At 67.0% G+C, this 25,094-nt stretch carries 27 protein-coding genes and 4 tRNA genes; 8 read left to right on the top strand and 23 right to left on the bottom strand.

Annotation, left to right across the window (positions count from 1 at the left end):
• Positions 1-287 precede the first annotated feature (287 nt).
• A complete protein-coding gene (locus tag ACIGKQ_RS14305; RefSeq protein ID WP_396574162.1) occupies positions 288-1,478 on the top strand; it encodes a glycoside hydrolase family 76 protein in 1,191 nt (396 codons plus the stop codon).
• Between the two features lie 173 nt (positions 1,479-1,651).
• Positions 1,652-3,670, top strand: coding sequence for a CocE/NonD family hydrolase (locus ACIGKQ_RS14300; RefSeq protein ID WP_396574161.1), 2,019 nt, complete (start codon positions 1,652-1,654; stop codon positions 3,668-3,670).
• A 36-nt stretch (positions 3,671-3,706) separates the two neighbouring features.
• Here ACIGKQ_RS14300 and ACIGKQ_RS14295 read toward each other — a convergent pair whose 3' ends face one another.
• Both ACIGKQ_RS14295 and ACIGKQ_RS14290 read right to left on the bottom strand, forming a co-directional pair.
• The gene (locus ACIGKQ_RS14295; protein ID WP_396574160.1) at positions 3,707-5,341 is read right to left on the bottom strand and encodes an ABC transporter permease; all 1,635 of its coding nucleotides are present in this window, start codon (positions 5,339-5,341) and stop codon (positions 3,707-3,709) included.
• Positions 5,338-6,273 (bottom strand): ABC transporter ATP-binding protein, encoded by a 936-nt coding sequence (locus tag ACIGKQ_RS14290; protein WP_396574159.1) that lies wholly within the window; start codon positions 6,271-6,273, stop codon positions 5,338-5,340. Before ACIGKQ_RS14290 ends, ACIGKQ_RS14295 begins: the two co-directional genes overlap by 4 nt.
• A gap of 72 nt (positions 6,274-6,345) precedes the next feature.
• On the opposite strand from ACIGKQ_RS14290, the gene ACIGKQ_RS14285 reads away from it, so the two are divergent.
• Positions 6,346-6,969, top strand: coding sequence for a TetR/AcrR family transcriptional regulator (locus tag ACIGKQ_RS14285; protein ID WP_396574158.1), 624 nt, complete (start codon positions 6,346-6,348; stop codon positions 6,967-6,969).
• Here ACIGKQ_RS14285 and ACIGKQ_RS14280 read toward each other — a convergent pair.
• A complete protein-coding gene (locus ACIGKQ_RS14280; protein ID WP_235723589.1) occupies positions 6,933-7,373 on the bottom strand; it encodes a TIGR04338 family metallohydrolase in 441 nt (146 codons plus the stop codon). The genes ACIGKQ_RS14285 and ACIGKQ_RS14280 overlap by 37 nt on opposite strands.
• 179 nt (positions 7,374-7,552) lie before the next feature.
• On the opposite strand from ACIGKQ_RS14280, the gene ACIGKQ_RS14275 reads away from it, so the two are divergent.
• Positions 7,553-8,503, top strand: coding sequence for a hypothetical protein (locus tag ACIGKQ_RS14275; protein WP_396574157.1), 951 nt, complete (start codon positions 7,553-7,555; stop codon positions 8,501-8,503).
• Positions 8,504-8,508: 5 nt separating this feature from the next.
• Here the strand turns inward: ACIGKQ_RS14275 and ACIGKQ_RS14270 are convergent, their stop codons facing one another.
• From ACIGKQ_RS14270 to ACIGKQ_RS14225, 10 genes are all read right to left on the bottom strand, one after another.
• Positions 8,509-9,336 carry a DUF2786 domain-containing protein gene (locus ACIGKQ_RS14270; RefSeq protein ID WP_266062414.1) on the bottom strand — a complete coding sequence of 276 codons (828 nt, stop codon included), beginning with the start codon at positions 9,334-9,336 and terminating at the stop codon, positions 8,509-8,511.
• A gap of 119 nt (positions 9,337-9,455) precedes the next feature.
• Positions 9,456-9,908, bottom strand: a complete 453-nt coding sequence (locus tag ACIGKQ_RS14265; RefSeq protein ID WP_396574155.1) for a VOC family protein — start codon at positions 9,906-9,908, stop codon at positions 9,456-9,458.
• On the bottom strand, positions 9,905-10,369 hold the full coding sequence (locus tag ACIGKQ_RS14260; RefSeq protein WP_396574153.1) for a helix-turn-helix domain-containing protein: 465 nt from the start codon (positions 10,367-10,369) through the stop codon (positions 9,905-9,907). Before ACIGKQ_RS14260 ends, ACIGKQ_RS14265 begins: the two co-directional genes overlap by 4 nt.
• Before the next feature lie 20 nt (positions 10,370-10,389).
• Positions 10,390-10,665 (bottom strand): excalibur calcium-binding domain-containing protein, encoded by a 276-nt coding sequence (locus tag ACIGKQ_RS14255; RefSeq protein ID WP_396574152.1) that lies wholly within the window; start codon positions 10,663-10,665, stop codon positions 10,390-10,392.
• 113 nt (positions 10,666-10,778) lie between these two features.
• A complete protein-coding gene (locus ACIGKQ_RS14250) occupies positions 10,779-11,732 on the bottom strand; it encodes an L-lactate dehydrogenase (RefSeq protein WP_235723451.1) in 954 nt (317 codons plus the stop codon).
• A gap of 142 nt (positions 11,733-11,874) precedes the next feature.
• Positions 11,875-12,591 (bottom strand): 50S ribosomal protein L1, encoded by a 717-nt coding sequence (rplA, locus tag ACIGKQ_RS14245; RefSeq protein ID WP_235723450.1) that lies wholly within the window; start codon positions 12,589-12,591, stop codon positions 11,875-11,877.
• Between the two features lie 207 nt (positions 12,592-12,798).
• Complete coding sequence (rplK, locus tag ACIGKQ_RS14240) at positions 12,799-13,233, bottom strand: 50S ribosomal protein L11 (RefSeq protein ID WP_235723449.1); 435 nt, start codon at positions 13,231-13,233, stop codon at positions 12,799-12,801.
• A gap of 118 nt (positions 13,234-13,351) precedes the next feature.
• Complete coding sequence (gene nusG / locus ACIGKQ_RS14235; protein WP_235723448.1) at positions 13,352-14,230, bottom strand: transcription termination/antitermination protein NusG; 879 nt, start codon at positions 14,228-14,230, stop codon at positions 13,352-13,354.
• Between the two features lie 66 nt (positions 14,231-14,296).
• Complete coding sequence (gene secE, locus ACIGKQ_RS14230; RefSeq protein ID WP_266062418.1) at positions 14,297-14,743, bottom strand: preprotein translocase subunit SecE; 447 nt, start codon at positions 14,741-14,743, stop codon at positions 14,297-14,299.
• Positions 14,744-14,781: 38 nt separating this feature from the next.
• Positions 14,782-14,854, bottom strand: a tRNA-Trp gene (locus ACIGKQ_RS14225).
• A 342-nt stretch (positions 14,855-15,196) separates the two neighbouring features.
• On the opposite strand from ACIGKQ_RS14225, the gene ACIGKQ_RS14220 reads away from it, so the two are divergent.
• Entirely contained in the window at positions 15,197-16,117 is a 921-nt protein-coding gene (locus ACIGKQ_RS14220; RefSeq protein WP_396574148.1) for a hypothetical protein, read from the top strand.
• A 54-nt stretch (positions 16,118-16,171) separates the two neighbouring features.
• Here ACIGKQ_RS14220 and ACIGKQ_RS14215 read toward each other — a convergent pair whose 3' ends face one another.
• From ACIGKQ_RS14215 to ACIGKQ_RS14195, 5 genes are all read right to left on the bottom strand, one after another.
• The gene (locus tag ACIGKQ_RS14215; RefSeq protein ID WP_235723445.1) at positions 16,172-17,254 is read right to left on the bottom strand and encodes a fused (3R)-hydroxyacyl-ACP dehydratase subunits HadA/HadB; all 1,083 of its coding nucleotides are present in this window, start codon (positions 17,252-17,254) and stop codon (positions 16,172-16,174) included.
• A gap of 175 nt (positions 17,255-17,429) precedes the next feature.
• Positions 17,430-17,597 carry a 50S ribosomal protein L33 gene (rpmG, locus tag ACIGKQ_RS14210; RefSeq protein ID WP_003929651.1) on the bottom strand — a complete coding sequence of 56 codons (168 nt, stop codon included), beginning with the start codon at positions 17,595-17,597 and terminating at the stop codon, positions 17,430-17,432.
• A gap of 82 nt (positions 17,598-17,679) precedes the next feature.
• A tRNA-Met gene (locus ACIGKQ_RS14205) sits at positions 17,680-17,753 on the bottom strand.
• A gap of 20 nt (positions 17,754-17,773) precedes the next feature.
• Positions 17,774-17,846: transfer RNA gene (locus tag ACIGKQ_RS14200), tRNA-Thr, on the bottom strand.
• Between the two features lie 128 nt (positions 17,847-17,974).
• Positions 17,975-18,055 (bottom strand) — tRNA-Tyr (locus ACIGKQ_RS14195).
• A gap of 147 nt (positions 18,056-18,202) precedes the next feature.
• Between ACIGKQ_RS14195 and ACIGKQ_RS14190 the strand changes: the two genes are divergently transcribed.
• Positions 18,203-18,694, top strand: coding sequence for a YajQ family cyclic di-GMP-binding protein (locus ACIGKQ_RS14190; protein WP_160900477.1), 492 nt, complete (start codon positions 18,203-18,205; stop codon positions 18,692-18,694).
• Positions 18,695-18,889: 195 nt separating this feature from the next.
• Here ACIGKQ_RS14190 and ACIGKQ_RS14185 read toward each other — a convergent pair whose 3' ends face one another.
• Complete coding sequence (locus ACIGKQ_RS14185) at positions 18,890-19,552, bottom strand: hypothetical protein (protein WP_266062433.1); 663 nt, start codon at positions 19,550-19,552, stop codon at positions 18,890-18,892.
• 96 nt (positions 19,553-19,648) lie between these two features.
• Here ACIGKQ_RS14185 and ACIGKQ_RS14180 point away from each other — a divergent pair, with 96 nt between their 5' ends.
• Positions 19,649-20,572, top strand: a complete 924-nt coding sequence (locus tag ACIGKQ_RS14180; RefSeq protein WP_396574147.1) for an oxidoreductase — start codon at positions 19,649-19,651, stop codon at positions 20,570-20,572.
• A 56-nt stretch (positions 20,573-20,628) separates the two neighbouring features.
• Here ACIGKQ_RS14180 and ACIGKQ_RS14175 read toward each other — a convergent pair whose 3' ends face one another.
• Genes ACIGKQ_RS14175 through htpX form a run of 3 tightly spaced genes read right to left on the bottom strand, consistent with a single transcriptional unit; the run spans position 20,629 to position 22,174 of the window.
• The gene (locus tag ACIGKQ_RS14175) at positions 20,629-21,057 is read right to left on the bottom strand and encodes a TA system VapC family ribonuclease toxin (protein ID WP_396574145.1); all 429 of its coding nucleotides are present in this window, start codon (positions 21,055-21,057) and stop codon (positions 20,629-20,631) included.
• Positions 21,050-21,280 (bottom strand): hypothetical protein, encoded by a 231-nt coding sequence (locus tag ACIGKQ_RS14170; RefSeq protein WP_235723441.1) that lies wholly within the window; start codon positions 21,278-21,280, stop codon positions 21,050-21,052. The genes ACIGKQ_RS14175 and ACIGKQ_RS14170 overlap by 8 nt, the downstream gene beginning before the upstream one ends.
• A gap of 30 nt (positions 21,281-21,310) precedes the next feature.
• Positions 21,311-22,174 (bottom strand): zinc metalloprotease HtpX, encoded by an 864-nt coding sequence (gene htpX / locus ACIGKQ_RS14165; RefSeq protein ID WP_287015297.1) that lies wholly within the window; start codon positions 22,172-22,174, stop codon positions 21,311-21,313.
• Positions 22,175-22,380: 206 nt separating this feature from the next.
• On the opposite strand from htpX, the gene ACIGKQ_RS14160 reads away from it, so the two are divergent.
• Positions 22,381-23,910, top strand: coding sequence for a peroxidase family protein (locus ACIGKQ_RS14160; protein WP_396574142.1), 1,530 nt, complete (start codon positions 22,381-22,383; stop codon positions 23,908-23,910).
• Positions 23,911-24,017: 107 nt separating this feature from the next.
• Here ACIGKQ_RS14160 and ACIGKQ_RS14155 read toward each other — a convergent pair whose 3' ends face one another.
• Positions 24,018-25,037 carry a polyprenyl synthetase family protein gene (locus ACIGKQ_RS14155; RefSeq protein ID WP_396574140.1) on the bottom strand — a complete coding sequence of 340 codons (1,020 nt, stop codon included), beginning with the start codon at positions 25,035-25,037 and terminating at the stop codon, positions 24,018-24,020.
• Positions 25,038-25,094 lie beyond the last annotated feature (57 nt).

The raw sequence follows: 25,094 nt of genomic DNA, 5'->3' as shown, positions 1-25,094 counted from the left end.
TCCTCTCTCATCACTAGAGTTGGGTTCAGACCCAACCGGAGCCGAAGAGGCGGGAAAGATTGTCGTGCAGATACGACAAACGCCCCGGCACGCAGAGGTCCGGGGCGTGAATCGGCGCACGTTGGCACCGTCATTCCTCGTTCTCCCTGCGTGGGCCGCCGACCCTGTCGCCACCACGGTGACGTGAGCCGGACCTTCGATCGGGAGTACCCGATGACCGACGGTCTCTGGTTGAACCGATACGGCACACGGTTGTGTGCCACACCAAGCGAGTAGGTTACCCGACTGTGGTCGATGCATCCAAATCCAACGGCGCAGGCAGGCCCCACGAGCCGACCGAGGCCACCGCGAATGGCCGGGCGGGCACCGCCGCCGAGGCAATCGGAGCCCGCCACCTGAAACGATTCGCGTGTCTTCCCGGCACCCGGCTGGCTGCGATCGCCTGGCCGTCGTCGATGTTCCCAGGTGCGCTGGGGCGATGGCATTACTGGTGGCAGGCGCACCTCGTCGACCTGCTCGTCGATGCGGCCATCCACCGCCCCACGGCCCTCGCCGACGACGCGCAACGCCTGCTGCGCGGCATCGTCGCGCGAAACTTCGGTCGATGGACCAACAACTACTTCGACGACATGGCCTGGCTCGGCCTCGCACTCGAGCGCGCGGATCGTCATCTGGGGGTGTCTCGCGACGCGGCCCTTCGCACCCTGACGTCGCGCGTGTACGACGCGTGGGTGCCACACCTCGGTGGCGGCATCCCGTGGCGCACGATGGACCTGTTCTTCAATGCCCCGGCCAACGGGCCGGCCGCCATCCTGCTGGCCCGTACGGGACATGTCGACCGGGCCGTCGAGATGGCCGACTGGATGGATGTCAACCTCGTCGACGACACCACCGGGCTGATCCTCGACGGCGTTCACCCCGCGCTGGCCGACAGCCCCCGCCGTCTGGTGCCCGACGTCTACACCTATTGCCAGGGCGTGGTGCTGGGTAGCGAACTGGAGCTGCTGCGCCGCACCGGCGACGCGGTGCATCGCGAGCGGCTCGACCGCCTGCTGCATGCCGTCGAGAACCACGTGTGCGACGACGGGGTAATCCCCGGCGCCGGCGGCGGGGACGGCGGACTGTTCGCCGGCATCCTCGCCCGCAATCTCGCGTTGATCGCCACCGATCTGCCGGATTCCGCCGACGGCGGCGCAATCCGCTCACGGGCCGCGGCGATCGTCACCACCAGCGCCGCGGCCGCCTGGACGCACCGCCACGACACCGATCAGGGTCCGATATTCGGCCCCGACTGGCGTCATCAGGCCCAGCCGCCACGCGATGAGGGACGAAAATCGCAGTTCAGCGCCGGATCGGTACGGTCGTCGCAGATTCCGGAACGTGACCTGTCGGTGCAGCTGTCGGGCTGGATGGTCCTCGAGGCGGCGGCAGCGGTGACACTTAACGCATCCGAGCATGATGAAACCGACGCACCCTAGTTAGCGATCCGATATCAGCGCTGAGCTATTCTCGTCCGGCGAGGTGACGAACGCCACACCAGTGGTGTGGGTCTCACCTCGTCGTTCGGCACACAGCAGGTGTCGACGACGAGCAGGCGATGATGCCCGCGGGACATCGATGGTGCATCACGCCAGAGGCAGGGTGATGCACCATGACGTACCGGTTGGACCAGCCAGAACAGACCGTACAACCGGCGCGGCGCCGGACCGGGCGGCTCGGGGCACCGCATTTCGGTTCCCTTCCGCTCGGCGATCCCACGGGTGGCGCCGACGCCATCCGGTGGCGTGAGCAGGTCGACCGGAAGTCGCTGTATCCGCGGGTGGCCATCCAGCGCGACATCGTGCTCACCATGTCCGACGGGGTCCGGCTGCGGGCAACCGTAGTGCGTCCGGCCAACCGCTTCGGTCAGACCGTGCTGACCCCGTATCCGGCCGTCATCAACATCAACCCCTACAACCGGCTGGCCGTCGACGCCCTCGACCACACGCTGCACGCCCCGCTACTCGGCAAGGCGCTACGCACCGCGTCGGCCTCCATCGATGCCGGTGGCACCGGCCTCGAAGGGCTCACCACCCTCACCAAGACGCTGTCCGGCGGCGTCTTCGACGTCTTCGGCATCAACCGCAACCTGGTGCGTAGCGGCTACGTCCAGGTCATCGTCGACGTCCGTGGCACCGGCGCCAGCCAGGGCAAGTGGCAGATCCTGGGTGAGCGCGAACAACAGGATTCGGTGGAGATCATCGACTGGACATCTGAGCAGGACTGGTGCGACGGCACCGTCGGCCTCGCCGGATGGTCGTACTCGGCGATCAACTCGTTGCAGGCCGCCGACAAACGCCCCGCCGCGTTGAAGGCCGTCTTCGCCGTGGAGGGCTGCGACGACATCGTCCGCGACATCTACATCACCGGCGGCATGCCGTCGGCGTTCATCCCGACCTGGTTGTCGGCGGTGAACCTGCTCAAATGGGTGCCCAATCCATCGAGTCCCATCCGCGACCTCCTGCGCGGCGACACCGCGCGATGGGCGCGCGACCGCATCAAGTCACCGGCCACCGAGATCGGATCGCTACTGTGGGGATTCCTCACCGCCCGCGACGACCGCATCTTCGACGATCCCTACTTCGACGAACGCGATCCGCAGGTCGACCGCATCGAGGTGCCCACCTTCACCGTCGGCGCCTGGCACGACCTGTTCGGACGCAGCGCAACCGGGATCTATGAACGGCTACAGATGGAGCCGGGCCGCAAGCAGATGCTGGTCGGCGACGGCTACCACCTCGACGTCGGATCGGGCTATGGCGGCAAGAGCTCGCCACCACGGCTCGACGTCCTCGAACGCGCCTGGTTCGACCGGTGGCTGAAGGGACACCGCAACGGGGTCGAGTACTACGGCCCGGTGACCATGCTGCAGCAGGGCGGTTCGTGGACCTCCGGGCACAGTTTCCCGCGGGCCGGGGTGCGCACGCAGCGTCTCTACCTGCACAACAGTCCGTCGGGCTCGGCCGAGCATGCAGTGCACGACGGCACGCTGAGCCACGAACCCGTCGACCATCTCACGTCGCTGCACGTGCGCGCCGACATCCGTGGCGCGATGTCGCGGGACATGACCCAGGTGACCGCGGGCGCGGCGATGGCGTTGGGACCGACGTTCACCGTCGATGCCCGGTATCAGGAACGCGGCGGGCTCTCGTTCAGCACCGAGCCGGTCGCCGAACCCACCACTATCAGCGGACCGATGAACCTGCGGCTCAACGTGGCCACCACCGCCCACGAGGCGATCTGGGCGGTGACGGTGAACGACGTCGCCCCCGACGGGACATCGACGGTGCTGACCAACGGCGCTTTGTCGGCGTCGAATCGGGCGCTCGACGAATCGAAGTCGACCTACGCCGCCGACGGTAGCCTGCTGTCGGCGCATCACTACCTGTCGTACAAGCGCAAGCTGCCGGTTCCTGCCGACGAACCGGTGCGCATCGATGTCGACCTGGTGCCGACCGACGCCATCCTCGACACCGGCCACCGGCTGCGGGTCGATGTGTACGCGGCCAGCTTCCCCCGGTATCTCACCGTGGTGCCCGACCTGATCAAGGCCCGTGGCCGCCGCCAGCGCCTCGTCCTCGATCCGCGCCACCCGAGCTACCTGACGTTCTGCGCGGGCGGGCAGTTGTAACAACCCGGGTTCACCGACGTCCCGGCGGGCGGCGTGTCACGGATGTGGCACGTCGCGCCGTCGGAAACCGATCACCCCAGCGGCCAGCAGAGCCACGGTGAGCACCGTGAGCACCACGACGGCGGTACCCGACGCATCGGCGGCCGGTACCGCCCCCACCGCGTAGAGCGGCGAGATCCGCAGGAGCCACTCCGGCCAGTCGAGACTGCCGCCGAGAAACCCGATGAAGGTGGCGTACCCGAGCAGCCCCCACACGGCCGGTTGCGCCCGTGGCAGCCAGCCGAACAGTGCCACCGACACCGCGGCGAAGACGGCCACCGCCGGCAGATAGGCGAGCCCGGCCAGCAGGTTGTGGCCGATCTCGCTCGCATCGTCGACCTGCACCGCGACCGCCGCACCGAGCCCCACGCTCGGCACCAGCAGCACCAGCACCAGCCCGACCAGGATCACCGCCAGCTGTGTGCCGATCCACTGCACCCGCGACACCGCCTGGGCCAGCACGACTTCCAACAGCCCGGTGCGCTCGTCGCCGCGCAGGCGACCGATTGCGGTGATCACGTATCCGGCGGCCATCAGCGCGAGGATGAGCATCGTCAACGAGAGGTAGGTGTCGATGCCGTGCGAGTCGTCGTCGGCACCGAAGGCCTGTGCGATCTGCGGATTGCCGGCCACCGCGTCGGCGACTTGCTGGGCCAGACTGCCGAAGATCACCGCCACGGCCAGACCCCCGATGGTCCAGCCGATGATCGCTCCGCGGTGCTCTCCGATCGCCCGCAACGGGATCGACCGCTTGTGCTCGGTGGCCCGCACCGGACCGGGACGCGCGGCCACCAGACCGGAACCGAGGTCCCGGGTGGCCGAGCTCCGCACGCCGAACGCGATCAGCACCGCGGCGACCGCCGCGGCCAGCAGCAACGGCCACCATCGCATGTCGTCGGCGAAGGGCCGGGTCTCCTGCTGCCAGGCCAACGGCGACAACCACTTCCACGCGTTGTCGCCGACGTCGCCGATGGCACGGGCCGCATATGCCAGTCCCAACAGGATCAGACTGACGGTGTAGACGCGACGCGCGCGGCGTAACCATTGCGCCGCACACAGTGCGAGCCCGGTCCAGACTGCGCCGAGCCCGAACAGTGACAGCACGTAGAGCAGCCCGCGTTCGGCGGGCACCCCTTCGGCGAGCAGGGTGACGAACATACCGGCCGCCACCAACCCGAAAGCGACGATCGACCCGATGACGGCCGCCACATGCGGTGCCCACGAGGCGACCGATCGGGACCGCATCAGTTCGAGCAGGCCGGACTCCTCCGGGGCGCGGGTGAACCGCACCACGAGGTGCGTCGCCATCAGCGGGAAGGCGATCGCGGCGATGAACGCGAACTCGTTGGCGGCCACACCGCCTAGCGTGTCGGCGCCGTACGGGGTCCCGTTGATGGCTGCGATGGCGGCATCGTCACCGACCGCGGCACCGTAGGTGGCCAGCAGTTCGGGGGTGCCGTAGAGCCCGTCGATCGCGACGATCGTGGCGGCATATCCCGCGATCAGGCCGGCGACCCACGCGAGATACACCTTCCATCCGGTGCGCGCCTGCAGCCGCAGCATCGCCCCGACGCCGCCGCCCGGGACTCGTGGGGTGGGGGCGTGCGGGCGCGTGTCGAGTGTGGCGGTCATGACGGTGCGTCTGCGGTGTCGCCGGTGGCGCTGTAAGAGCTCAGGAACAGTTCGTCGAGGCTGGGTGGGCGCACCGTGATCGAGGTGACGCCCGCAGCCAGCACCGCATCGAGCGCGGACTCCAGCGAGGCGCTGCCGACGTCGAATCGAACGTCGATGCCGGCGTCCGCTTGATGACCGCCGGACTCGGTGACCTGCAAGTGCACCACGTCGTCGAGGGTGCGCAGGCCGTCGGGGCGACGCCGCGTCCGCGCCTGCACGTGCGTGCGCGATCCGCGCCGCAGTTCGTCGAGACCCCCCGAGCGCACCGTCTTTCCGTCGCGGATGATGGTGACCTCGTCGCTCAGGGCCTCGACCTCGGCGAGGATGTGGCTCGACAGCAGCACCGTTGCGCCCGCGGTGACCCGCTCACGAACGGCCTCCTGGAACACCTCTTCCATCAGCGGATCCAGACCCGAGGTCGGTTCATCGAAGATGAGGAACTCCGCATCCGACGCGAGCGCGGCGATGAGCGCGACCTTCTGCCGGTTGCCCTTGGAGTATTCGTCGACCTTCTTGCTCTGGTCGAGAGAGAAGCGCTCGACGAAGTCCGCTCGACGGCGTTCGTTCAGACCCGCGCCGCCGGCGGCCAGGATGTCGATGCATTCGCCACCGGTCAGATCCGGCCACAGTGCGACGTCACCGGGGACATAGGCCATCCGGCGGTGCAGCCGCACCGCATCCGACCACGGGTCGGCACCGAACAGCCGCACCCGGCCCGTGTCGGCGCGGATCAGCCCGAGCACGGTCCGGATGGTGGTCGACTTGCCGGCCCCGTTGGGACCGAGAAAGCCGTGCACACGGCCCGGCTGCACGGCCAGATCCAGGCCATCGAGCGCACGCGCGCGCCCGAACGACTTGGTCAACCCCTCGACATCGACGACCAGATCCATCTCCGACCTCCAATTGGCAGTGCCCGCCACTTGGCAGTGACTGTACGGTAGGTGGCAGACAGAAGGAACCCGATGGACCGATCCCCTCCGCACGATCTGCGCTCCCGCAACCGCGTCCGCGCCATGGCGCACATCCAGCGAGTCGCGCTGGACCTGTTCGACGAACGTGGCTACGGCTCGGTCACGATGACCGAGATCGCGCAGGCGGCCGAGGTCGGCGAACGGTCGGTCTACCGGTACTTCGGTAGCAAACAGGGCGTGGTGCTCTACGACGAGATGGATGAGGTGGCGATCGCCGCCTTCGGCGAGCTCGTGCGGTCCCGGCCGGTGCTCCACGCGATCCGGTTGGCGCTGCGCGAGGCCGACGTCGCGGTCGACGACGCGGCGATGCACCTGGCGGTCCGCAAGCTACGCATCATCGACTCCGACCGCGAGCTACGCGCCGCGCTGGCCGAGCTGGTCGCCTCGATCGGCACCGCCCTCGGGGATGCGATCGCGGCCGCCGGCACCGCACCGCTGACCGCCCGCATCCAGGGGCGTTGCGTGGCCGACGCGCTCACCGTCGGCATCGAGCAGTGGTTCCGCGAGGGTGCCGACGGCTCGCTGTGGACCCAGCTCGAGCGCGCCGTCGACGTGCTCGACGCCGGCTTCGGCGAGCGTCACAGCACGTCGCTGTCGGAGAGCACAACGCGATAGACGAGCCCGGCCTCGGGCCCCAGCACGAGTCCGACGAGATCGGTCAGCGTGATCGCGAAACTCCGGCCGTGTGCCGGGGTGGCCGGGTCGTCGAGGTGATGGGCGATCTCGTGCAGGACGACGAGTTCGCGCAACGCCCAGCGTCCCCCGGTCGCCGACGGGATCGCGATCTGGGGCACCTGCCCCGACATCGACTCGTAGTGCGCGGAGCGGTGCCCGCGCCGTTCGCGGACCGTGACCGGTTGGCTCGCCCGATCGAACCGCTCCCGCACCCCGGGCAGGTCGAGGACCCGGATCACGTGGTCGCGCACCGACTCCACCGAGGCGAACCGGGCCTCGGCCGGCAGGGTGAGTTCAGTGCCCGCCAGCTGCACGGTGCGGTTCGATCCCGCCCGGTCGAACATGCCGAGCACGAGCCGCTCCGCGGCGTAGAAACGCGCCCGACCGACGTCGCGGGGGGTGTGCCCCGACTGGCCGGTCACCGCGTCTCCGGTCGGCCCGCCGGTCGCCAGCGGCCCCGACGAACTACCATCTGACCGGCGGACCCGATGTCACCCGGCCGCGCGGAACGGAGGTGTGGGCGGTGAGCTCTCCATCGCTGGGCACCCGGGTCCGGGCGCGCACGGCCACCGTCACCGAACGCGCACTCGCCGTCCCCGGCGCAGGCCTGGTGCTGCGGGTTCTGCGCGACCTCGCGGTCAACGACATCACCGACCGCGCGATGACGCTGGCCGCGCAGGCCTTCACCGCGGTGTTGCCGATGGTGATCCTGCTGGCGGCCTTCCCTGACAACGATCTGGTCACCGACGCCCTCGGCGACCTGGGCATCAACACCGATCAGGTCGATGTCGCCGATACGACGGCACCCGACTCGGTGACCGCCTTCGGTTTGCTGGGTGCGTTGATGGTGATCGGTGGCGCGACATCGCTGTCGCGGGCCATGGGCCGGATGTACACGTCGATCTGGCAGGTCACCAAACTGCCGTTGTCCGGCTGGTGGCGGTGGGTGGTGGTGATCCTCTTGCTTCCCGTCGGGGTTGTCGCCCAGGGCTTTTCGGCGAACCTGCACGGCATCAACTTCACCGGGATCACGTTCGGGGCCTACGGTGTCGTCGGCGTGATCCTCGAGGTGGCCGCCACGTTCGTGATCTGGTCGCTCATGTTCACCTTGCTGCCCCGGCTGTTGGTGTCCGGTCAGGTGCCGATGCGTCTGCTCGCCCTCAACGGAGTGGTGACCGGCGCATTCATCACCGTCTTCCTGGTGGGCACCCGCATCGCGCTGCCGACCATCATGAGCGAGACCACCCAGCATTTCGGCACCCTCGGACTGGTGTTCGCCGCGATCAGCTGGCTGTTCTTCTTCGCCGGCATCGTGGTGGTCTGCACCATCGTGACGCACTCGCTGACCTGCGACCAGGGCCCCGTCGGCGCGTGGATTCGTCGCCACTTCGGCGCGCCCCGACCGTACCCACCGCGCCCTGAGGCCCTCGACGACCTGATCGGGGCACAGCCCGGCCCGGCGTCGGACGACTGAGCCACTCACTCCAACGCGCCCCGCGTTCCACCGAATTCGCGGTCGGCGCCGATCCTGGCCCGCCGACCCGCCCGATCACCCGCTCGACGCGCGGCCTCCGAATAGCCCGCCGAGGCGCTCGACGGTTGCCACGTGCCGCGCGCCTTGGACTCGCTGCGATAGAAATCGGAGACCTCGATCTCCTTGTCCCGCAAAGCCACCGCGGTCGACGACGGCCGAGTCGCCTCGTCGGGATCGGCACTCAGCGCGTCGGCGCGCGCCTGCTCCCGGGCCTCGTTGAGCCGCTTGCCGATCCGTTCGGCGAAAGCGGACTGGAAGTTCAGACGCGCGGTGATCGGTGACAGTGGCTTGGTTTCTATCACCTTGCGGCTGCGCCACCCACTGCCACGGGTGACCACTCGGGAGAATTCCTCCCCCTTGTAAGCACCCGACCGGAGGTAGGCGTCGCTGGCCGCCACCATCTGCACCACCAGCGACGTGTAGAGGGTTTCGCAGGTGTCGATGTCGTCGGCGAATCCGTAGGCGAGTACGAACGTCGAATTGCCCGCGACGTCGACAGTGACGTCGTTGGCGCGTGCGATCGCCACGAACAGCTGGACATAGGTCCGCAAACCACGCTTGCCCTTCTCCCCGATCGCGATCTGCCGGGAGACCGGAACGGTCGACTTGCGCCCCGCCGGATCGTGCGAGCGGGCCACGGCGAGGTCGATCGACGCCGCGGTCGCCAACCGTTGCGCCGCCTGCATGAAGGTCTCGGCCTCATGCGGGTTGTCGGTGCCCTCGGCCTGCCGGAGCAGGGCCGCGATCTTGGTGAGCAGCTTGTCGTCGCGCATATATATGAGACTATCCAGCGCCTCATTCGGTTCCACTTTTTTGTTCGTCCCCCCGAAATCCGCAGCTCCCCCGGAACTTGCGCAGAGTGGCGGGATCACCTGCCCGGCCTGCTGGACCGTCACGGCGCCCAGCGGGCGATGTCCTCGTCGGTGATGGGTCGCTCCTGCGCGGGAGGCTGCGTCATCCGGAGCTGGTTTCCGAACGGGTCGCGGAACGCGCAGTCGATGCCGTAGGGCTGGTCCATGGGTTCCTGGGTGAACTCGACGCCCTTGGCCGCGAGGTCGGCGTAGGTACCGCGGCAGTCGTCGGTGGACAGGATGGTCACCGGCATCGCACCCAGCGCCACCAGTTCGCGCACCCTGGCCGCGGCCTGTTCCGACAACGCAGGCGGACTCGGCTTCTCCAGTAGGATCAACCGGTCCGGCTGTGCGGGCAGGGCGACGGTCAGCCATCGCATGAAACCCATGTCGACGTCGGTGTCGACGGTGAATCCCAGCGTGCCGCCGTAGAAGTCGAGGGCGGCGTCCTGATCGAGGACATAGACGGAATGGATGCTGATGCCGTTGATCATGGCGGTGACACTACGGACGAGGTCGGCGCGGACGCTTCTCCGAAACTGCTCAACGCAGCCGGTCTCGTCCAGGCGCGCACAAAGCAGGCCGGCACCTGCGCCGACGTCACGCCCGCAACTCCGGACCACGCCGACCGGTAGACGCTCGGGCTGCGCCCGATGATCGAGGCGAAGGTCCGACTGAAGGTGCCGAGACTGTCGTAACCGACCGCCAACCCGACGTCGGTGACCGACAGCGATCCCTCCCGAAGGAGGGCACACGCCCGCTCGATCCGACGGCGCTGCAGATACCGGTGCGGCGTCTCGCCGAACACAGTTCGGAACCGTCGGCTGAAATGTGCCGGCGACATCACCGCGATCCGGGCCAGCGCCGGCACGTCGAGCGGCGCGGCGTAGTGACGGTCGATGGCGTCACGGGCCCGCAGCAGTCGACGATTCTCGTCTTCGCGCGGGGTGAACACCGCTCAATTCTGCACGCGAGTCAGTGTTGCTCGCAGGCGATGCCGTCCTTGTCGCGATCGCGCCCGGACTTGTTCGCGTCGTATACCGCTTGATCAATGGCGAAGTCGGTGACCGGCGTACCCGACGTGTGATCGACCGCGCCCGGATGGCCGACACCGTGCGGGTAGTCGACGTTGAGTTCGTCGCAACTGCTGTAGACGGTGACCGCCTGTGCGGGCGCCGCAACCGCCAGCGGCGCGACCGCCATCGCCGCAGCACCGAGCATCCCCGCCACCGTTCTCCGCGAACACCGCATGACCAGACCTCATCTCACCGTCGTCGTCGAACGGCTCGAGGATAGTCACCGCGGTGACCTGATCTCGGCCAATCCGTGCGCGGTTACTCCGAACGGCGTACAGGCGATCGCCGTCAGAGGCCGAACTTCGCCTGCATCCCCCGCAAGGTCTCGGCCGATGCCATCAGCCCCGCACGTTCCTCGTCGGACAGCGGCATCTCGAGGCGTGTCTGCGCCCCGCCGCGATCGACGATGGTCGGTAGCGACAGGCACACATCGTCGAGCCCTTCATAGCCTTGCGCCACCGTCGACACCGGCAACACCCGGTGCTCGTTGTTCAGCACTGCCTCGACGATGCGGGTCGCCGCGAGTCCGATGGCGTAGTTGGTGGCGCCCTTGCCCTCGATGATCTTGTAGGCGGCGTGCACCACCTCGTGCTGGATGCGCTCGCGGGCCGCCGCGTCGATCGGTTCCCCGCCCGGTAGCGGCTTCCAATGCGTCAGCGGCACACCGCCGATGGTGGCCGAACTCCACAGCGGGATCTCGGTGTCCCCGTGCTCGCCGACGATGTAGGCGTGCACATTCTGCACGGCGACGTCGCAGTGCTGCGCGATGAGGAAGCGCAATCGCGACGAGTCGAGCACCGTGCCGGACCCGAACACCTGGTTGTTCGGTAGGCCGCTGAACTTCAACGCCGCATAGGTGACGATGTCGACCGGGTTGGTGACCATGATGTAGACCGCATTCGGCGCCACCTCGAGCACCCCGGGCATGATCTTCTTGGTCAGCCCGATGGTCGCCTCGGCCAGTTCGAGCCGCGACTGCCCAGGCTTCTGCTTCGCGCCCGCGGTGAAGACGACGACGTCGGCGTCGGCGCACACCGACACGTCGTCGTCGCCGATGATGTCTGCGCGCGGGATGAACTCGAGGCCGTGTGACATGTCGAGCACCTCGGCGGTCACCTTGGAGGTGTTGATGTCCATAAGCGCCACCGTCCGCGCGACGCCGCGGATCAATGACGCATAGGCGACAGCGGTACCGACCGCCCCCGCTCCGATGATCGCCAGCTTTGTCGGTCGTACGTCCATCAAGTCACCGCCTGGTCTCGTGGGTCGTCCTCCCCGCGATTATTCACGCCCCGCCCCCGATCTGCACCGGAGACGACCCAGACAGCACGAAACCCCCGACGAACAGTCGGGGGTTTCGTGGTGACGTCGTGGCGTCGTGGCGTCAGGCCTGCGGCGCCTCGGTGAAGTTACGCGTCACCGCCGGGTCGACCGGGATGCCCGGGCCGGTGTTGGTGGAGACGGTGATCTTCTTGATGTAGCGGCCCTTCGCAGCCGACGGCTTCGCGCGCATGATCTCGTCGAACGCTGCGCCGTAGTTCTCCGCCAGCTTCTCGGTGTCGAACGACGCCTTGCCGATGACGAAGTGCAGGTTCGACGCCTTGTCGACGCGGAAGGTGATCTTGCCGCCCTTGATGTCGTTGACGGCCTTCGTGACGTCAGTGGTCACGGTGCCCGTCTTCGGGTTCGGCATGAGGCCACGCGGTCCGAGGACACGTGCGATGCGGCCGACCTTGGCCATCTGGTCCGGGGTGGCGATCGCGGCGTCGAACTCCAGCCAGCCGCCCTGGATCTTCTCGATCAGGTCCTCGGCGCCCACCTCGTCGGCGCCCGCGGCGGTGGCCTCGGCGGCCTTGTCGCCGGCGGCGAACACGATCACGCGGGCGGTCTTACCGGTGCCGTTGGGCAGGTTGACGGTGCCGCGGACCATCTGGTCGGCCTTGCGCGGGTCGACGCCCAGGCGCATGGCGACCTCGACGGTCGCATCGGTGTTCTTCGACGACGTGTCCTTGGCAAGCTGTGCAGCTTCCAGCGGGCTGTACAGCTTGTCGCGATCGACCTGTTCCGCGGCGGCGCGGTAGGCCTTGCTCTTCTGTGCCATTGCTCTGTTCTTTCTCCGTGAATTGATTCGGGTTGGTGGTTAGTGGGCCGAGCCGGCCCTCCCACGCGGTGTTCTTCTCTGCTGATCGAGTAGAGCGAATCCCTGCCGACCGAGTCGCAAAAATCCCTGCCGATCGAGTCGCAAAAATCCCTGCTGATCGAGTAGCTGCGAGCCGCTAGGCGAGCAGCGTATCGAGATCCAGCGAGATCAGCCGTCGACCGTGATGCCCATCGACCGAGCAGTACCGGCGATGATCTTCGCGGCCTGGTCGATGTCGGTGGCGTTGAGGTCTTCCTGCTTGGTCTTGGCGATCTCGCGGATCTGATCCATCGAGACCTTGCCGACCTTCTTGGTGTGCGGCTCGCCCGAGCCCTTCTGCAGACCGGCGGCCTTGAGTAGCAGCTTGGCGGCGGGCGGGGTCTTCAGCTTGAAGTCGAACGAACGGTCTTCGTAGACCGAGATCTCGACCGGGATGACGTTGCCACGCTGCGACTCGGTCGCCGCGTTGTACGCCTTGCAGAACTCCATGATGTTCACGCCGTGCTGACCGAGCGCCGGACCCACGGGCGGAGCCGGGTTGGCCGCACCTGCCTGGATCTGGAGCTTGATGATGCCGGCGAGCTTCTTCTTCTTGGGAGGCATCCTTGTTCCTTGTTTGTTCCTTGCATATCCACGCCCGCTGGAGACGTGGAAGTCTTTCGTTCGGCCCTTCGTGACGCCCGCTCGTTCCTCGCGGGCGCCCCTCAGGGACCGAACCGAGCTAAATCTTCTCGACCTGGTTGAAGCCGAGCTCCACCGGTGTCTCGCGACCGAAGATCGACACGAGCACCTTGACCTTGCGCTGTTCGGCGTTGACCTCGCTGATCGACGCGGGCAGCGTCGCGAACGGGCCGTCCATGACGGTGACCGACTCGCCGACCTCGAAGTCGACCTCGACAACTGCGGTCGCCGCGGCGGCGGCAGCCTCGACACCCTCGGCCGCCGCGCCCTTCTGTGCGGCCGGCTTCTTGGCCTCGACGCGCGGCATCAGGAACTGCAGCACCTCATTGAGCGACAACGGCGACGGCTTGGAGGTCATTCCCACGAATCCGGTCACACCGGGGGTGTTGCGCACCGCGCCCCACGACTCGTCGTTGAGGTCCATGCGCACCAGGATGTAGCCGGGCAGCACCTTGCGGTTGACCTTCTTGGGCTGGCCGTTCTTGATCTCGGTGACCTCTTCGGTCGGCACCTCGACCTGGAAGATGTAGTCACCCACGTCGAGGTTCTGCACGCGGGTCTCAAGGTTGGCCTTCACCTTGTTCTCGTAGCCGGCGTAGCTGTGGATGACGTACCAGTCGCCGGGCGCGCGACGCAGTTGCTTGCGCAGTTCCTCGACCGGGTCGGCTTCTTCGGCGGGGGCCTCTTCGGCTGCGACCTCGTCGGCCACCTCGGCTTCGTCGGCGACGGCGTCCTCGACTGCCTCGGCCTCTTCCACGGCGACCTCGCCGCCGTCGACAGCTGCCTCATCGTCTGCGGCAGCCTCGACCTGAGCCTCGACACCCGGGTCGTTGGTCTCGTCGACAGCATCGACCGCCGACGCATCGACGGCGTCGGCCGACTCAGTGGTCGATTCGATCTCGTTCTCCGGGGTGCTCACTGCAGCCCACGCTCCTCTTTCGTTTCCGGTCGTCCTGGCTCGGCCGCGGTCCGCTTGCGTGGATCGTCAGCCGAAGAGCCAGAGGACTCCCCTGGCGAAGACCAGGTCGAGACCGGAGATGAATGCGGTCATGATGATCACGAAAACCAGCACGACGATCGTGTAGGTGATCATCTCCCGGCGGGTGGGCCAGATGACCTTCTTCAGTTCGGCGACGACCTGCTGCAGAAAGACCCAGATCCGAACGAACGGGTTGCGGCTCTGGCCTGCATCGGCCTTCTTCTTGCGTTCTTTGACCGCGACCGCGGAACCGCTGCCGGTCTCCGCGTCGCTGCCGGTGCTGGAGGCACTCGTCGACGAACGACGGCGCGACGAGCGCTTGCCCGAAGGACGGAGTTCACTCGACTCCGCGCCGGTCTCCTCGACGTCCTCGCGACCTTCGAGCCCCTCTACCGATTCGGCAGCGGTGTCGTCCGCACCTTTGGCGCGGGCAGCTCGATCTCGCTTGCTCACTTTCGAGGTCCTCTCGTCAACGTGTGCCCTCACCAGGGCAGGGGCGACAGGACTTGAACCTGCAACCTGCGGTTTTGGAGACCGCTGCTCTGCCAGTTGAGCTACGCCCCTTTGCGACTGTGCCGCGGCTCTCGCCACGTTACAGCTGCCATCTGACCCGACCCTGAGAGGAAAGCTCCTCACACAACCAACGCGCCACCCTATGGGCAGCGCGCAAGTCTCAAGTCAAACCAGACACCTCAGTGTAGATCACGTGCGCCCTGGAACCCAAAACGGGTCCGAACGCCCCCCGCGCCGATGCCGCGTGTCCGCGAGCATCACCGCTGGGCCTCACCGACCGGATAATCCAGTCGAGCGAGCTCAGTGGTGATCCCGGCGGACACTCCACAGGCCATCGGAGATCTGTGGACACCGAAATCGAAGCTCGTCCGATCCGCACCACAATCTACCGGCATGCACGATTTCGGCGTTTACACCCGGCGGGAACTACGCAGCAGGAATGTCACCGATTCCGATCTGCGACGCGACGTCCGTCGCGAGATCTACACCCCTGAGGGCAACGGTTGGTACTCCATCCCATCGGCCGATCCCACCGCGCTGGCGGCGGTCCGCAAGCACGGCGCACTGAGCTGCGTGACCGCCCTCGAACACTATGGGGTCTGGCTCCCGCCGCAGGTCGACAAGGTTCATCTGCGCGGGAACTCGCAGGCCAACCGCGATCACCCGGGACGCTATTGCCGCCACTTCGGCCGCCCATTGCCGGTGACCACCATCCTCGACGACCCGCACACCGCGCTGCGCCATGCCTTACGTTGCCTCGATCCGGAGGGCATCACCGTGGTGTGCGATTCGCTGCTCAACATGTCACTGCGGATGCGCAGCGGGCTGCTCGCAGCCGAGGTCCTGACGCCCGGCGAGGTGGAATCCGCATTCGACGGCGCGCCGGAGCACATCGTGGCGTGCTGCAACAGGTGCGACGAGCGCGCAGCGTCGGGCACCGAGACGATGGGCAGGGTGCGGCTGCGCGGCCTCGGCCTGAAGGTTGAGGTGCAGGCGTACGTCCCCGGACTCGGACACGTGGACCTCAAGGTGGGCGATCGGCTACTGATCGAGATCGACAGCTTGGCCCATCACACCGGGGTCCACAACTACGACGAGGATCATCGGCGCGATCAGGTCGCCACCAGCCTGGGATTGCTTCGGATGCCCCTGACGTACAAGAACGTCGTCTACGAGTGGCCGACAACCGTGGAGAAAGTGCTCGATGCGGTCCGCGGCGGCCACCACCTGTCCCCGCGCCACCGAAAGATGTCCGCCGACATCACCGCACAGCGGTGCGAGCTGGATAATCCGCGCGAGTGCCCTGAGTCGTGATGTCCGCGGACACGTTCGGGGTCGGCGGGCCACCGATTACGCGGACGGCAGCACTCAGTTGAATTGCACGTGCGCCAGCGCGCGACCGAAGATCTTGCGGTCGCCCTGCTTTGCGACGATCGCGATCACGCCGCGCCGGGTCTCCGGATCCAGCGACTTGATCTTGCCGGTGAAGTCGACCTGGGCGTAGCCCTCGGCCGGGACGTACACCGGGCTGGTGAAGCGCACGTTGTACTCGTAGATCGCGGCCGGATCTCCGACGAAGCTGCTGACGAAACTGGCGCCCAGCCCCATCGACTGCATGCCGTGCGCGACGACGGTTTCCAGCCCGATGACCTTGGCGACCTCGTCGGAGAAGTGGATGGGGTTGGGATCGCCGGCCACCCCGGCGTAGTTCACCAGGTTGCCGCGGGTGAGTGTCTTGGTCATCGCCGGCAGTTCCTGACCGACGGTCAGGTCGTCGAAGTCGATCGCCGAATACGGCTTGGGATCGACCTGCGGGTCGGGCAGCGAGTACCGCTCGAACGGACCGTGCACCGTCTTGGGCATGACGGCTTCCCGGTCGACCTTCATCATCACGTGCTCGAGCTTGTCGAGGACGTCGGGATCGGCCTCCACGGCCGGGCGGGCCACCAGGCTGGTCCAGGTGGTCATCACCGGTTCGTCGTGCTGGTTCCAGATGATGTTCTTGGTCACCATCACGTCGGTGCCGGCCATCTGACGGAAGGACTCGAGCGAGACGTCACAGATCAGCTGATCGCCGACCTTGACCGGCTGGTGGAACACCAGACGCTGGTCGGTCTGCATGATCTGCCACAGGTCGTAGCCGGTGACGACATCTTCGAACAGGCGGCGCTGAGCGATGATGCCGAGCACGGAGACGAAGGTGGGTGCGGCGATCAGGGTGTCGTGACCAAGCTCGGCGGCGGCCTGCTCGTTCCAGTGGACGGGGTGGTCGTCTTGGACGGCACGGGCGTGCTTGCGGACCTCTTCGCGACCGACCTCGTAGTAGTCGTCGACGGTGTAGTTGTAGCCCACCATCGCCTGGGTGTGGGCGGCGATCTCCTCCGGCGTCAGCTTGACGCCGTTCTTCAGTGCCTCGATCCGCTGCTGGATCTCCGCTTCGGTCACTGACATCGGATACCGCTCCTTCACTGCGCCAACCCGTGGCGCCGTTCCCCGTGCGCTGCTAGCTGTCGCCGTCAGCATGGCCGGTCGGCTCCGACCGGGTTCGCCCTACGGCTGCGGGCTGCCTCTTGGATCAAGAGGCAGCCCGCTTTAGTCGTTCATACCGGAATCGCCGGTGATGCGCTCAGCGCGATTCCTTATGTGCCTGATGCTTGCCGCAGTTCGGGCAGAACTTCTTGATCTCGAGGCGGTCGGGATCGTTGCGGCGGTTCTTCTTGGTGATGTAGTTACGGTGCTTGCACACCTCGCACGCCAAGGTGATCTTGGGGCGAACATCTGTTGAGGAGGCCACTTCGTTGCCTTCTTTCGGTGGTACGTGGCGGGCTCGGCTGCCCTATTGCGTGTTCGGCTCCGAGCTGGTCGGCACCGATGTGTAGCGGTGGAGGGACTCGATCCCTCGACCTCACGATTATGAGTCGTGCGCTCTAACCAGCTGAGCTACACCGCCATGTGGACTGGGGTCCAGCGAGCCCCCTGACGGAATCGAACCGTCGACCTTTTCCTTACCATGGAAACGCTCTGCCGACTGAGCTAAGGGGGCGTGCCCGATCAGACCCAGATCGGATCTGCTCGAGAGCCTTAACGAGGTTACACACTGAAGCAGGCGCTCACCAAATCGCTGGTCGCGACCGGTGGCGAGCGCCGAATCATCAGCGATTTACCACGTCGTGGCAGGTATAGGATTCGAACCTATGTAGCTTGCGCGACGGATTTACAGTCCGCTCCCTTTGGCCGCTCGGGCAACCTGCCGTGCCGCTCCGCCAACCGTTCACACGGCTGTAAGAACAACGCCGTGAAGAATACAACGAGCATCCCGCATCCACGCAAATCGGCTGTTCAGAGGCTCATCGCGGGTTCGGTCCGGAGTCGGCGCAGCACGACGATAGGCTGTCGGTCATGGCTGATTCATCGTTCGACGTGGTGAGCAAGGTCGACCGCCAGGAGGTCGACAACGCACTCAATCAGGCGGCGAAGGAACTGTCGCAGCGCTACGACTTCCGCGGCACCAACACCGGTATCGAGTGGTCCGGCGAGGAGACCATCGTGATCACCTCCGACGCCGAGGAGCGCGCGCAGGCGGGGCTCGAGGTGTTCAAGGAGAAGTTGATCCGCCGCGACATCTCGCTCAAGGCGTTCGACGCCGGCGAACCCGCGGCGTCGGGCAAGACGTTCAAGATCTCCGGGAAGATCGTCGAGGGCATCGACTCCGAGCACGCCAAGAAGATCTCCAAGAAGATCCGTGACGAGGGCCCCAAGGGCGTCAAGGCGCAGATCCAGGGCGAGGAACTGCGCGTGTCGAGCAAGAAGCGCGACGACCTCCAGGCCGTCATCGCACTACTCAAGGGTGAGGACTTCGGGATCGCGCTGCAGTTCGTGAACTACCGCTAGACAACCGCTGATCGAGTAACCACCGGCCCACCCGACACGACGCCCCAACCGCTGATCGAGTAACCACCGGCCCACCCGACACGACGCCCCAACCGCTGATCGAGTAACCACCGGCCCACCCGACACGACGCCCCAACCGCTGATCGAGTAGCCGCCGAGGCGCCAGCCGAGGCAGCGTATCGAGATCAGGTTCGCCTAGACGATCCCGATCTCACGCGCCCGCACGCCGGCCTGAAACCGCGATCGCGCGCCGAGTGCATCCATCAGCTCGGCGACGCGCCGACGATACGTCCGCACCCCGAGCCCGAGGCTGCGTGCGGCGGTCTCGTCCTTGACCCCCTGCCCCAGCAGGTCGAGGACCTGCGGGGCCAGCGCGCGGATGTCGGCGATGCCCGCGTCGTAGGCGGCGAGGTCGGTCGCCGAGCGCCAGGCGGCCTCGAACAGCGACGACACCCCGTGCACCGCGTCCGGCTGGGTGATGACGCTGTAGCTGCGCTGCCCTCCCGTGCGGTCGCCGGCCAGGATCACGATTCGGCGATCGAGGATGATGGTTTCGTTGATTTCGTCGGCGGTCACCCGGATGTCGGCGCCGTACTGGTCGCGCCGCACTGCCAGATGGTGTGCAGCGACCGGGTCGAGGAGGGTCGCCGCCCGGTAGATCTTGCGGACACGCACGGGACCGCGATGCTGTGTCCCGACCACCCTCTCCGGGGTATCCGACGTTCCGTGCTGCCACGCGAACGTCCACAGGTCGTTGGCCGCGCACGACACCTCGGTCGCGGTCGCGAACAGATGCTCGGTGCGGCGGAACAATTCCTCTTCGCTGCGCACGACGGTGACGGAGTCGGTGTCGGTCATGGCCTCCAGTGTGCGCCCGCAGAGCGATTCGCGGACGGTGTGGCAGCTTGTTGCCAGAGCACACCAGCGCGGCCGCGGACTCGCCACAGTGGTCCCATGACCACTGATCACCACCTCCACACCCCCACCCCGACCGCCGACGCTGCGGGCACCTGGCAACTCGGCGACCGCACCGTCAACCGTCTGGGCCTGGGCGCGATGCGCCTGGGCGGTATGCCCTGGGAGCCACCCCGGAACCGCGACGACGCACTCGCCGTGCTGCGCCGGGCCGTCGAACTCGGCGTCGACCACATCGACACGGCCGCGTTCTACTTCACGCCGACCCGGCTGGCCAACGAGCTGATCAGCACCGCGCTGCAGCCCTTCCCCGATGATCTGACGCTGGTCACCAAGGTCGGACCCAGCCGGTCGCGTGACGGCGAGTTCGAGCCGATGGCGCGTCCCGAGCAGCTGCGCGGGCAGGTCGAGGAGAATCTGCGGCAACTCGGAATCGACACGATCGACGTGGTGAATCTGCGCTGCGGCACCAGCATGGACAAGACCGACGCGTCGATCGCCGAACATCTCGGCGCGCTCGCCGAACTGCGCGACGCCGGGCTGCTGCGCCACATCGGCATCTCCAACGTGACGGCCGACCAGCTGACCGAGGCACTGACGGTGACGCCGGTCGTCAGCGTCCAGAACCGCTACGGCCTCACCGACCGCGGCGACGACGATCTGCTGGAACTGTGCGGCGCGAAGGGCATCGCCTTCGTCCCGTTCTTCGCGGTCGCCACCGCCAGCGGCGCCTCCCCCGATGGCCCGGACACGACCGGACAGGCGCAGATCAGTGCGATCGCCGAGAAGTACGACGCGTCGCCGGCTCAAATCCGACTCGCGTGGACGCTGCATCGTGGCCCGCATGTGCTCGCCATCCCCGGCACCGGCAACCCGGCACATCTCGAGCAGAACATCGCGAGCGCATCACTGCGACTCGACGACGCCGACCTCGCGACGCTCGACGCCATCGCGGCCGGCTGATCCGACGAGTCGCCGAGCACCCCGATCTGCGTGGACAGCATGTGGTGGTGCTGCCCTCATCCCAACGTGCGAATGCGCTGCTGGTCGTCGGGGGCCAGCACCGGTGCGATCTTCGTGTCGAAGGTGACCAGGCGCGCAGAATTCTGTGCAGCCAGATTCACCAGGTGTAGGTCGGTGACCTGACGGAAGCCGACGAGACCGGTGAGGCCGATACTCGCGTGCGCCAGGGACGAATCGTCCGGCAGGAATACCGAACGCTCATGCGCCCGCAGTGAGCGCAGCGTGGTCAACGCCGTCTCCGCCTCCACCACTCGGCCCATCACCGACCGGTTGAGCGCCGTCCTCAGCAGGCCGGCCTCCGTGATCGGCGTCGTCGCGAATCGTCCGGTGGCGGCGAACCATTCCTGCGCAGATCGGTGATGGACGTGGGAGGGCGCAAGGAGCGCCACCAGCACATTGACGTCGGGTAGGTCGAGGTCACTCATCGTCGAGCATGGCACGGGCGACCATCTCGTCGGTCACCACGTGGCCCGGTTCAGAGGGCAGCAGCACGAGCCCTTCCGGTTCGGCCGGTCGCGGATTCTCAGAGGACAGACCTGCCATCGCGAGTTCGGAGACCGCTTGGCCGATGCTCGCGTTGCGTCCGTCGTTCACGCGAGCACGCGCAGCGGCCAGCACTCGCGGGTCGATGTCCAGCGTGGTGCGCATGCCTCAGGGTAGCGCATCACGCATCACGCATCACCGTCCCGCGTGCGGTCCCCGCCTCGCCATCTCGTGGAGCCGTGCAATCCGGTCCTCGGTCGGCGGGTGACTGGAGAACAGCTTCGCCACCCCGCCGCCACGGAACGGGTTGGCGATCATCAGGTGCGACTGCGACTCGATCTTCGGGTCCTCCGGCAACGGCGCGCGGTCGATGCCGCCACTGATCTTGGCCAGCGCCGAGGCCAGTGCGAGCGGGTCGCCGGTGAGCTCGGCACCGGACTGGTCGGCCTGGTACTCCCGCGACCGCGACACCGACATCTTGATCACCGACGCCGCGAGCGGACCGAGCAGGGTGATCATCAGCACGCCCAGGATGCCTGGGCCGTTGCCGTTGCGGCCGCCACCGAAGAAGAACGCGAAGTTCGCCAGGCCGGTGATGATGGACGCCATCGCGCCGGCGATCGACGAGATCAGGATGTCGCGGTTGTAGACGTGCGACAGTTCGTGGCCCAGCACCGCCCGCAGCTCTCGTTCGTCGAGTATTCGCATGATGCCTGCGGTGCAGCAGACCGCGGCGTTCTTCGGGTTGCGGCCGGTCGCGAACGCGTTCGGCGACTCGGTGGGGCTGATGTAGAGGGCCGGCATCGGCTGGCGCGCAGTGGTCGCCAATTCCCGCACGATGCGGTAGAGCACCGGCGCCTGCACCTCGGTGACGGGCTGTGCATGCATCGACCGCAACGCCAGCTTGGCGGAGTTGAAGTACACGTAGGCGTTGGTGCCGATCGCGATCACCACTGCGAACAGCAGGATCGTCGGGCTCTGGAACATCGCCCCGATACCGACGATGATCGCCGACATCAGGCCCATCAACGCAGCGGTCTTCAGACCATTGAAGTGCATCAGTCCCTCGTTCTCGCGCATCACCCGACGTACGTCGTCAGGGTGCTTTCACTCTTCCAAACGTCCGAGGCGTCGGCAGAGTTTCCACACCGCACCCGCGCGGGTCGTCCCGCCACCCCGATATGAGGTAGCGAACTACTCATGACCTGGGGTTCTGCGCTCCGTAGCGTCAGATTTCCCCCCCGACGACGATCACGAGGCCCCTGATGTTCACCAAGTTCAGCCATACCGGCGAAGTCGCGACCCAAGACGAACTCCTGTTCACCACACCCTTCGGCTACCTGTTCGACGACGCCGCGCACTCTGCGTCGTGCCTGTTGCCGCGGTCCTGCGAGACGATCACCGCCCTCAAACAACTCGGCGACGCGATGGCGACCGATGAGACCGGGCTGCCGAACGACTCGACGACGCTGCCGGCGATCCTCACCTACCTCGGCCAGTTCATCGATCACGACCTCACCGCGCGCACAGATCGCGAGTCGGCGGTGTCCACGATCGGCCGGGGTGAACCGGTGACGCCACGCGATCCCGACGAGGTGGTGGCGAATCTGCACAACGGGCGACGCCCGCAACTCGATCTCGACAGCGTGTTCGGGGACGGGCCGTCGCTGGTCGGCGGTTCGGAGACCACGTCTCAAGTGCTGTACGCCAACGATCTGAAAATGACGGTCTTCCAACCGTCGTCGACTCGGCGCGACGTCCCGCGCGATCCGGCGACCCGCGTCGCGATCATCGCCGACGCCCGCAACGACGAGAACCCCAACATCTCGGCGCTGCACTGCGCATTCCTGTTGTTTTACAACAAGATCTACGACGCGCAGGTCGCCGGGGCGCCCGCGTGCAAGCACATTCGCGCACGCCAGCTGACCCGTTGGGCCTACCAGTACATCGTCGTGCAGGACTATCTGGCCCGCGTGTGTGACCTCGGTGTCGTCATCGACACGCTCGCCAACGGGCCACGCTATTACGGTGTGTCCGCCGGACACGGCCAGACGTTCATGCCGCTCGAGTTCTCCACGGCGGCGTTCCGCTTCGGGCACACGATGATCCGGCCGGAGTATCGGCTTCGCGGTGGCCAGAGCCCGATCGCGGTGATGGACATCCTCGCGCCGAGCCGCCCCGATGCGGCCGGCAACCCGAACGCCACCTTCTTCGACACCGGCGACGCGACCCCGCATCAACTGCGGTCCTCGGCGATCCTCGACTTCACCTTTTTCGCCGGCAGCGGCCCGAACGTCCAGAAGGCTCGCAAGATCGACTCGAACATCTCCGCCGGGTTGGGCTCGCTGCCACTCGGGCCGCGCACCGGCGATCCGATCCTCGGCCACCTGGCCAAGTCGAACCTGGTGCGCGGCTACAGCTTGTCGATACCCACCGCGCAAGCATGCTGCGAGGCGATGGGCGTCAAACCGATGACGATCATGCAGATGGGCGGTGCCGGTGAATCCGCGAACGTCAAGAACATCCTGGAGACCACCGCTCTCGGCCAGCGCACCCCGCTCTGGTATTACATCCTCCGCGAGGCCGCAGTGCAGCAGAACGGTGAACGGCTCGGCGAACTCGGCAGCCGCATCGTCTGCGAGACCATCATCGGTTCGCTGAAGTCCGATCCGAACAGCTACCTCAACGCCAACGACCTCGCCGTGACACCGCTGGGAGTCGACGTCGGCACCGCTGTGATTCGCACCCTCACCGACCTCCTCAACCACGCCGGCGTCGGCCCGGTCGGTCCCTGACGGTTCTGGCCGCAGCGCCCGATTCCGGGTTGGAGACGAAACTGCGGCCAGACACTGCGGGTGCGGCCAGAACTTTCGGCCAACCCCGCGCGACCAACCTCGTGCGGCTAGCCCGTGCGGTCGATGGTGTAGCGAACCAGGGAGCTGAGGGCGCCATGGGCGGGGCTGTCGGGAAGTTGCGCGAGCACCGCCTCGGCTTCGTCGGCGTAGGCCCGCAACCGCTCGTGCGCGGCCGTCATCCCCGACGACGCATTGAGCACCTCGATGGCCTCGGCCACCTCGGCGTCGTCGGTGACCGGACGCGCCTTGCCGGTCTGCGGGTCGAGCAGCAGCTCCCGCAGCCGCTGCGACGCCGCATCGTCGCTGCGCAACGCGTACAGCACCGGCAGCGTGTGCACGCCCTCGCGTAGGTCGGTGCCGGGCGTCTTCCCGGAGTCGCCGCTGACCGAGCTGATGTCGATGATGTCGTCGGACACCTGGAAGGCCGTGCCGATAATGTCGCCGAGCCTGGACAACCGCTCGACGTCGTCGGTGGTGGCGTCGGCGGCCATCGCACCGAACCGGCCCGACGCGGCGATCAGCGACCCGGTCTTCTCCCACACCACCTTCAGGTAGTGCTCGATAGGATCGCCGCCGTCGGCCACGCCCACGGTCTCCCGCATCTGACCGGTCACCAGTTCGGCAAAGGTCTCCGCGATGATGCGCACCGCATCCGGGCCCAGCGTCGACACCAGCCGCGACGCCCGAGCAAACAGGAAGTCGCCGGACAGTATCGCCACCGAGTTGGTCCACCTCGAGTTGGCGCTCGCGGCACCACGCCGCAGCTGCGCCTCGTCCATCACGTCGTCGTGATACAGCGTGGCCAGGTGGATCATCTCCACCACGGTGGCCGAGGTGATGACCTCCGACGCGTCCGGCCGCCCGCCGAACTGCGCGGCGAGGATCGCGAACATCGGGCGAAAGCGCTTGCCGCCGGCCTTGGCCAGGTGCGTCGCCGCCTCGGTCATGATCTCGTCACCCGATGAGAGTTCGGCCAGCAACAGATCCTCGACCTGCGCCAACGACGTCCGGACCGTCTCGGCGAACTCGTCGGTGCCCAGGTCCAGCCCGGCGAATGTGGACTTCACTGCGCTAGCCGCTCCATCTCGTCGTCTTCTACAACCGACCACCATCGGTCGGCTGCC

The organism is Gordonia sp. NPDC062954 (assembly GCF_044543825.1).
Taxonomy (GTDB): Bacteria; Actinomycetota; Actinomycetes; order Mycobacteriales; family Mycobacteriaceae; genus Gordonia; species Gordonia tangerina.
This window is presented reverse-complemented; position numbering and strand designations above follow the sequence as displayed.

Excerpts from the sequence above, each read along its gene's own strand:
- ACIGKQ_RS14300 (WP_396574161.1), top strand. The coding sequence starts at position 1,652 with ATGACGTACCGGTTGGACCAGCCAGAACAGACCGTACAACCGGCGCGG.
- ACIGKQ_RS14295 (WP_396574160.1), bottom strand. The coding sequence starts at position 5,341 with ATGACCGCCACACTCGACACGCGCCCGCACGCCCCCACCCCACGAGTC.
- ACIGKQ_RS14290 (WP_396574159.1), bottom strand. The coding sequence starts at position 6,273 with ATGGATCTGGTCGTCGATGTCGAGGGGTTGACCAAGTCGTTCGGGCGC.
- ACIGKQ_RS14285 (WP_396574158.1), top strand. The coding sequence starts at position 6,346 with ATGGACCGATCCCCTCCGCACGATCTGCGCTCCCGCAACCGCGTCCGC.
- ACIGKQ_RS14280 (WP_235723589.1), bottom strand. The coding sequence starts at position 7,373 with ATGTTCGACCGGGCGGGATCGAACCGCACCGTGCAGCTGGCGGGCACT.
- ACIGKQ_RS14270 (WP_266062414.1), bottom strand. The coding sequence starts at position 9,336 with ATGCGCGACGACAAGCTGCTCACCAAGATCGCGGCCCTGCTCCGGCAG.
- ACIGKQ_RS14265 (WP_396574155.1), bottom strand. The coding sequence starts at position 9,908 with ATGATCAACGGCATCAGCATCCATTCCGTCTATGTCCTCGATCAGGAC.
- ACIGKQ_RS14255 (WP_396574152.1), bottom strand. The coding sequence starts at position 10,665 with ATGCGGTGTTCGCGGAGAACGGTGGCGGGGATGCTCGGTGCTGCGGCG.
- ACIGKQ_RS14250 (WP_235723451.1), bottom strand. The coding sequence starts at position 11,732 with ATGGACGTACGACCGACAAAGCTGGCGATCATCGGAGCGGGGGCGGTC.
- rplA (WP_235723450.1), bottom strand. The coding sequence starts at position 12,591 with ATGGCACAGAAGAGCAAGGCCTACCGCGCCGCCGCGGAACAGGTCGAT.
- rplK (WP_235723449.1), bottom strand. The coding sequence starts at position 13,233 with ATGCCTCCCAAGAAGAAGAAGCTCGCCGGCATCATCAAGCTCCAGATC.
- ACIGKQ_RS14220 (WP_396574148.1), top strand. The coding sequence starts at position 15,197 with ATGCACGATTTCGGCGTTTACACCCGGCGGGAACTACGCAGCAGGAAT.
- ACIGKQ_RS14215 (WP_235723445.1), bottom strand. The coding sequence starts at position 17,254 with ATGTCAGTGACCGAAGCGGAGATCCAGCAGCGGATCGAGGCACTGAAG.
- ACIGKQ_RS14190 (WP_160900477.1), top strand. The coding sequence starts at position 18,203 with ATGGCTGATTCATCGTTCGACGTGGTGAGCAAGGTCGACCGCCAGGAG.
- ACIGKQ_RS14185 (WP_266062433.1), bottom strand. The coding sequence starts at position 19,552 with ATGACCGACACCGACTCCGTCACCGTCGTGCGCAGCGAAGAGGAATTG.
- ACIGKQ_RS14180 (WP_396574147.1), top strand. The coding sequence starts at position 19,649 with ATGACCACTGATCACCACCTCCACACCCCCACCCCGACCGCCGACGCT.
- ACIGKQ_RS14175 (WP_396574145.1), bottom strand. The coding sequence starts at position 21,057 with ATGAGTGACCTCGACCTACCCGACGTCAATGTGCTGGTGGCGCTCCTT.
- ACIGKQ_RS14170 (WP_235723441.1), bottom strand. The coding sequence starts at position 21,280 with ATGCGCACCACGCTGGACATCGACCCGCGAGTGCTGGCCGCTGCGCGT.
- htpX (WP_287015297.1), bottom strand. The coding sequence starts at position 22,174 with ATGCACTTCAATGGTCTGAAGACCGCTGCGTTGATGGGCCTGATGTCG.
- ACIGKQ_RS14160 (WP_396574142.1), top strand. The coding sequence starts at position 22,381 with ATGTTCACCAAGTTCAGCCATACCGGCGAAGTCGCGACCCAAGACGAA.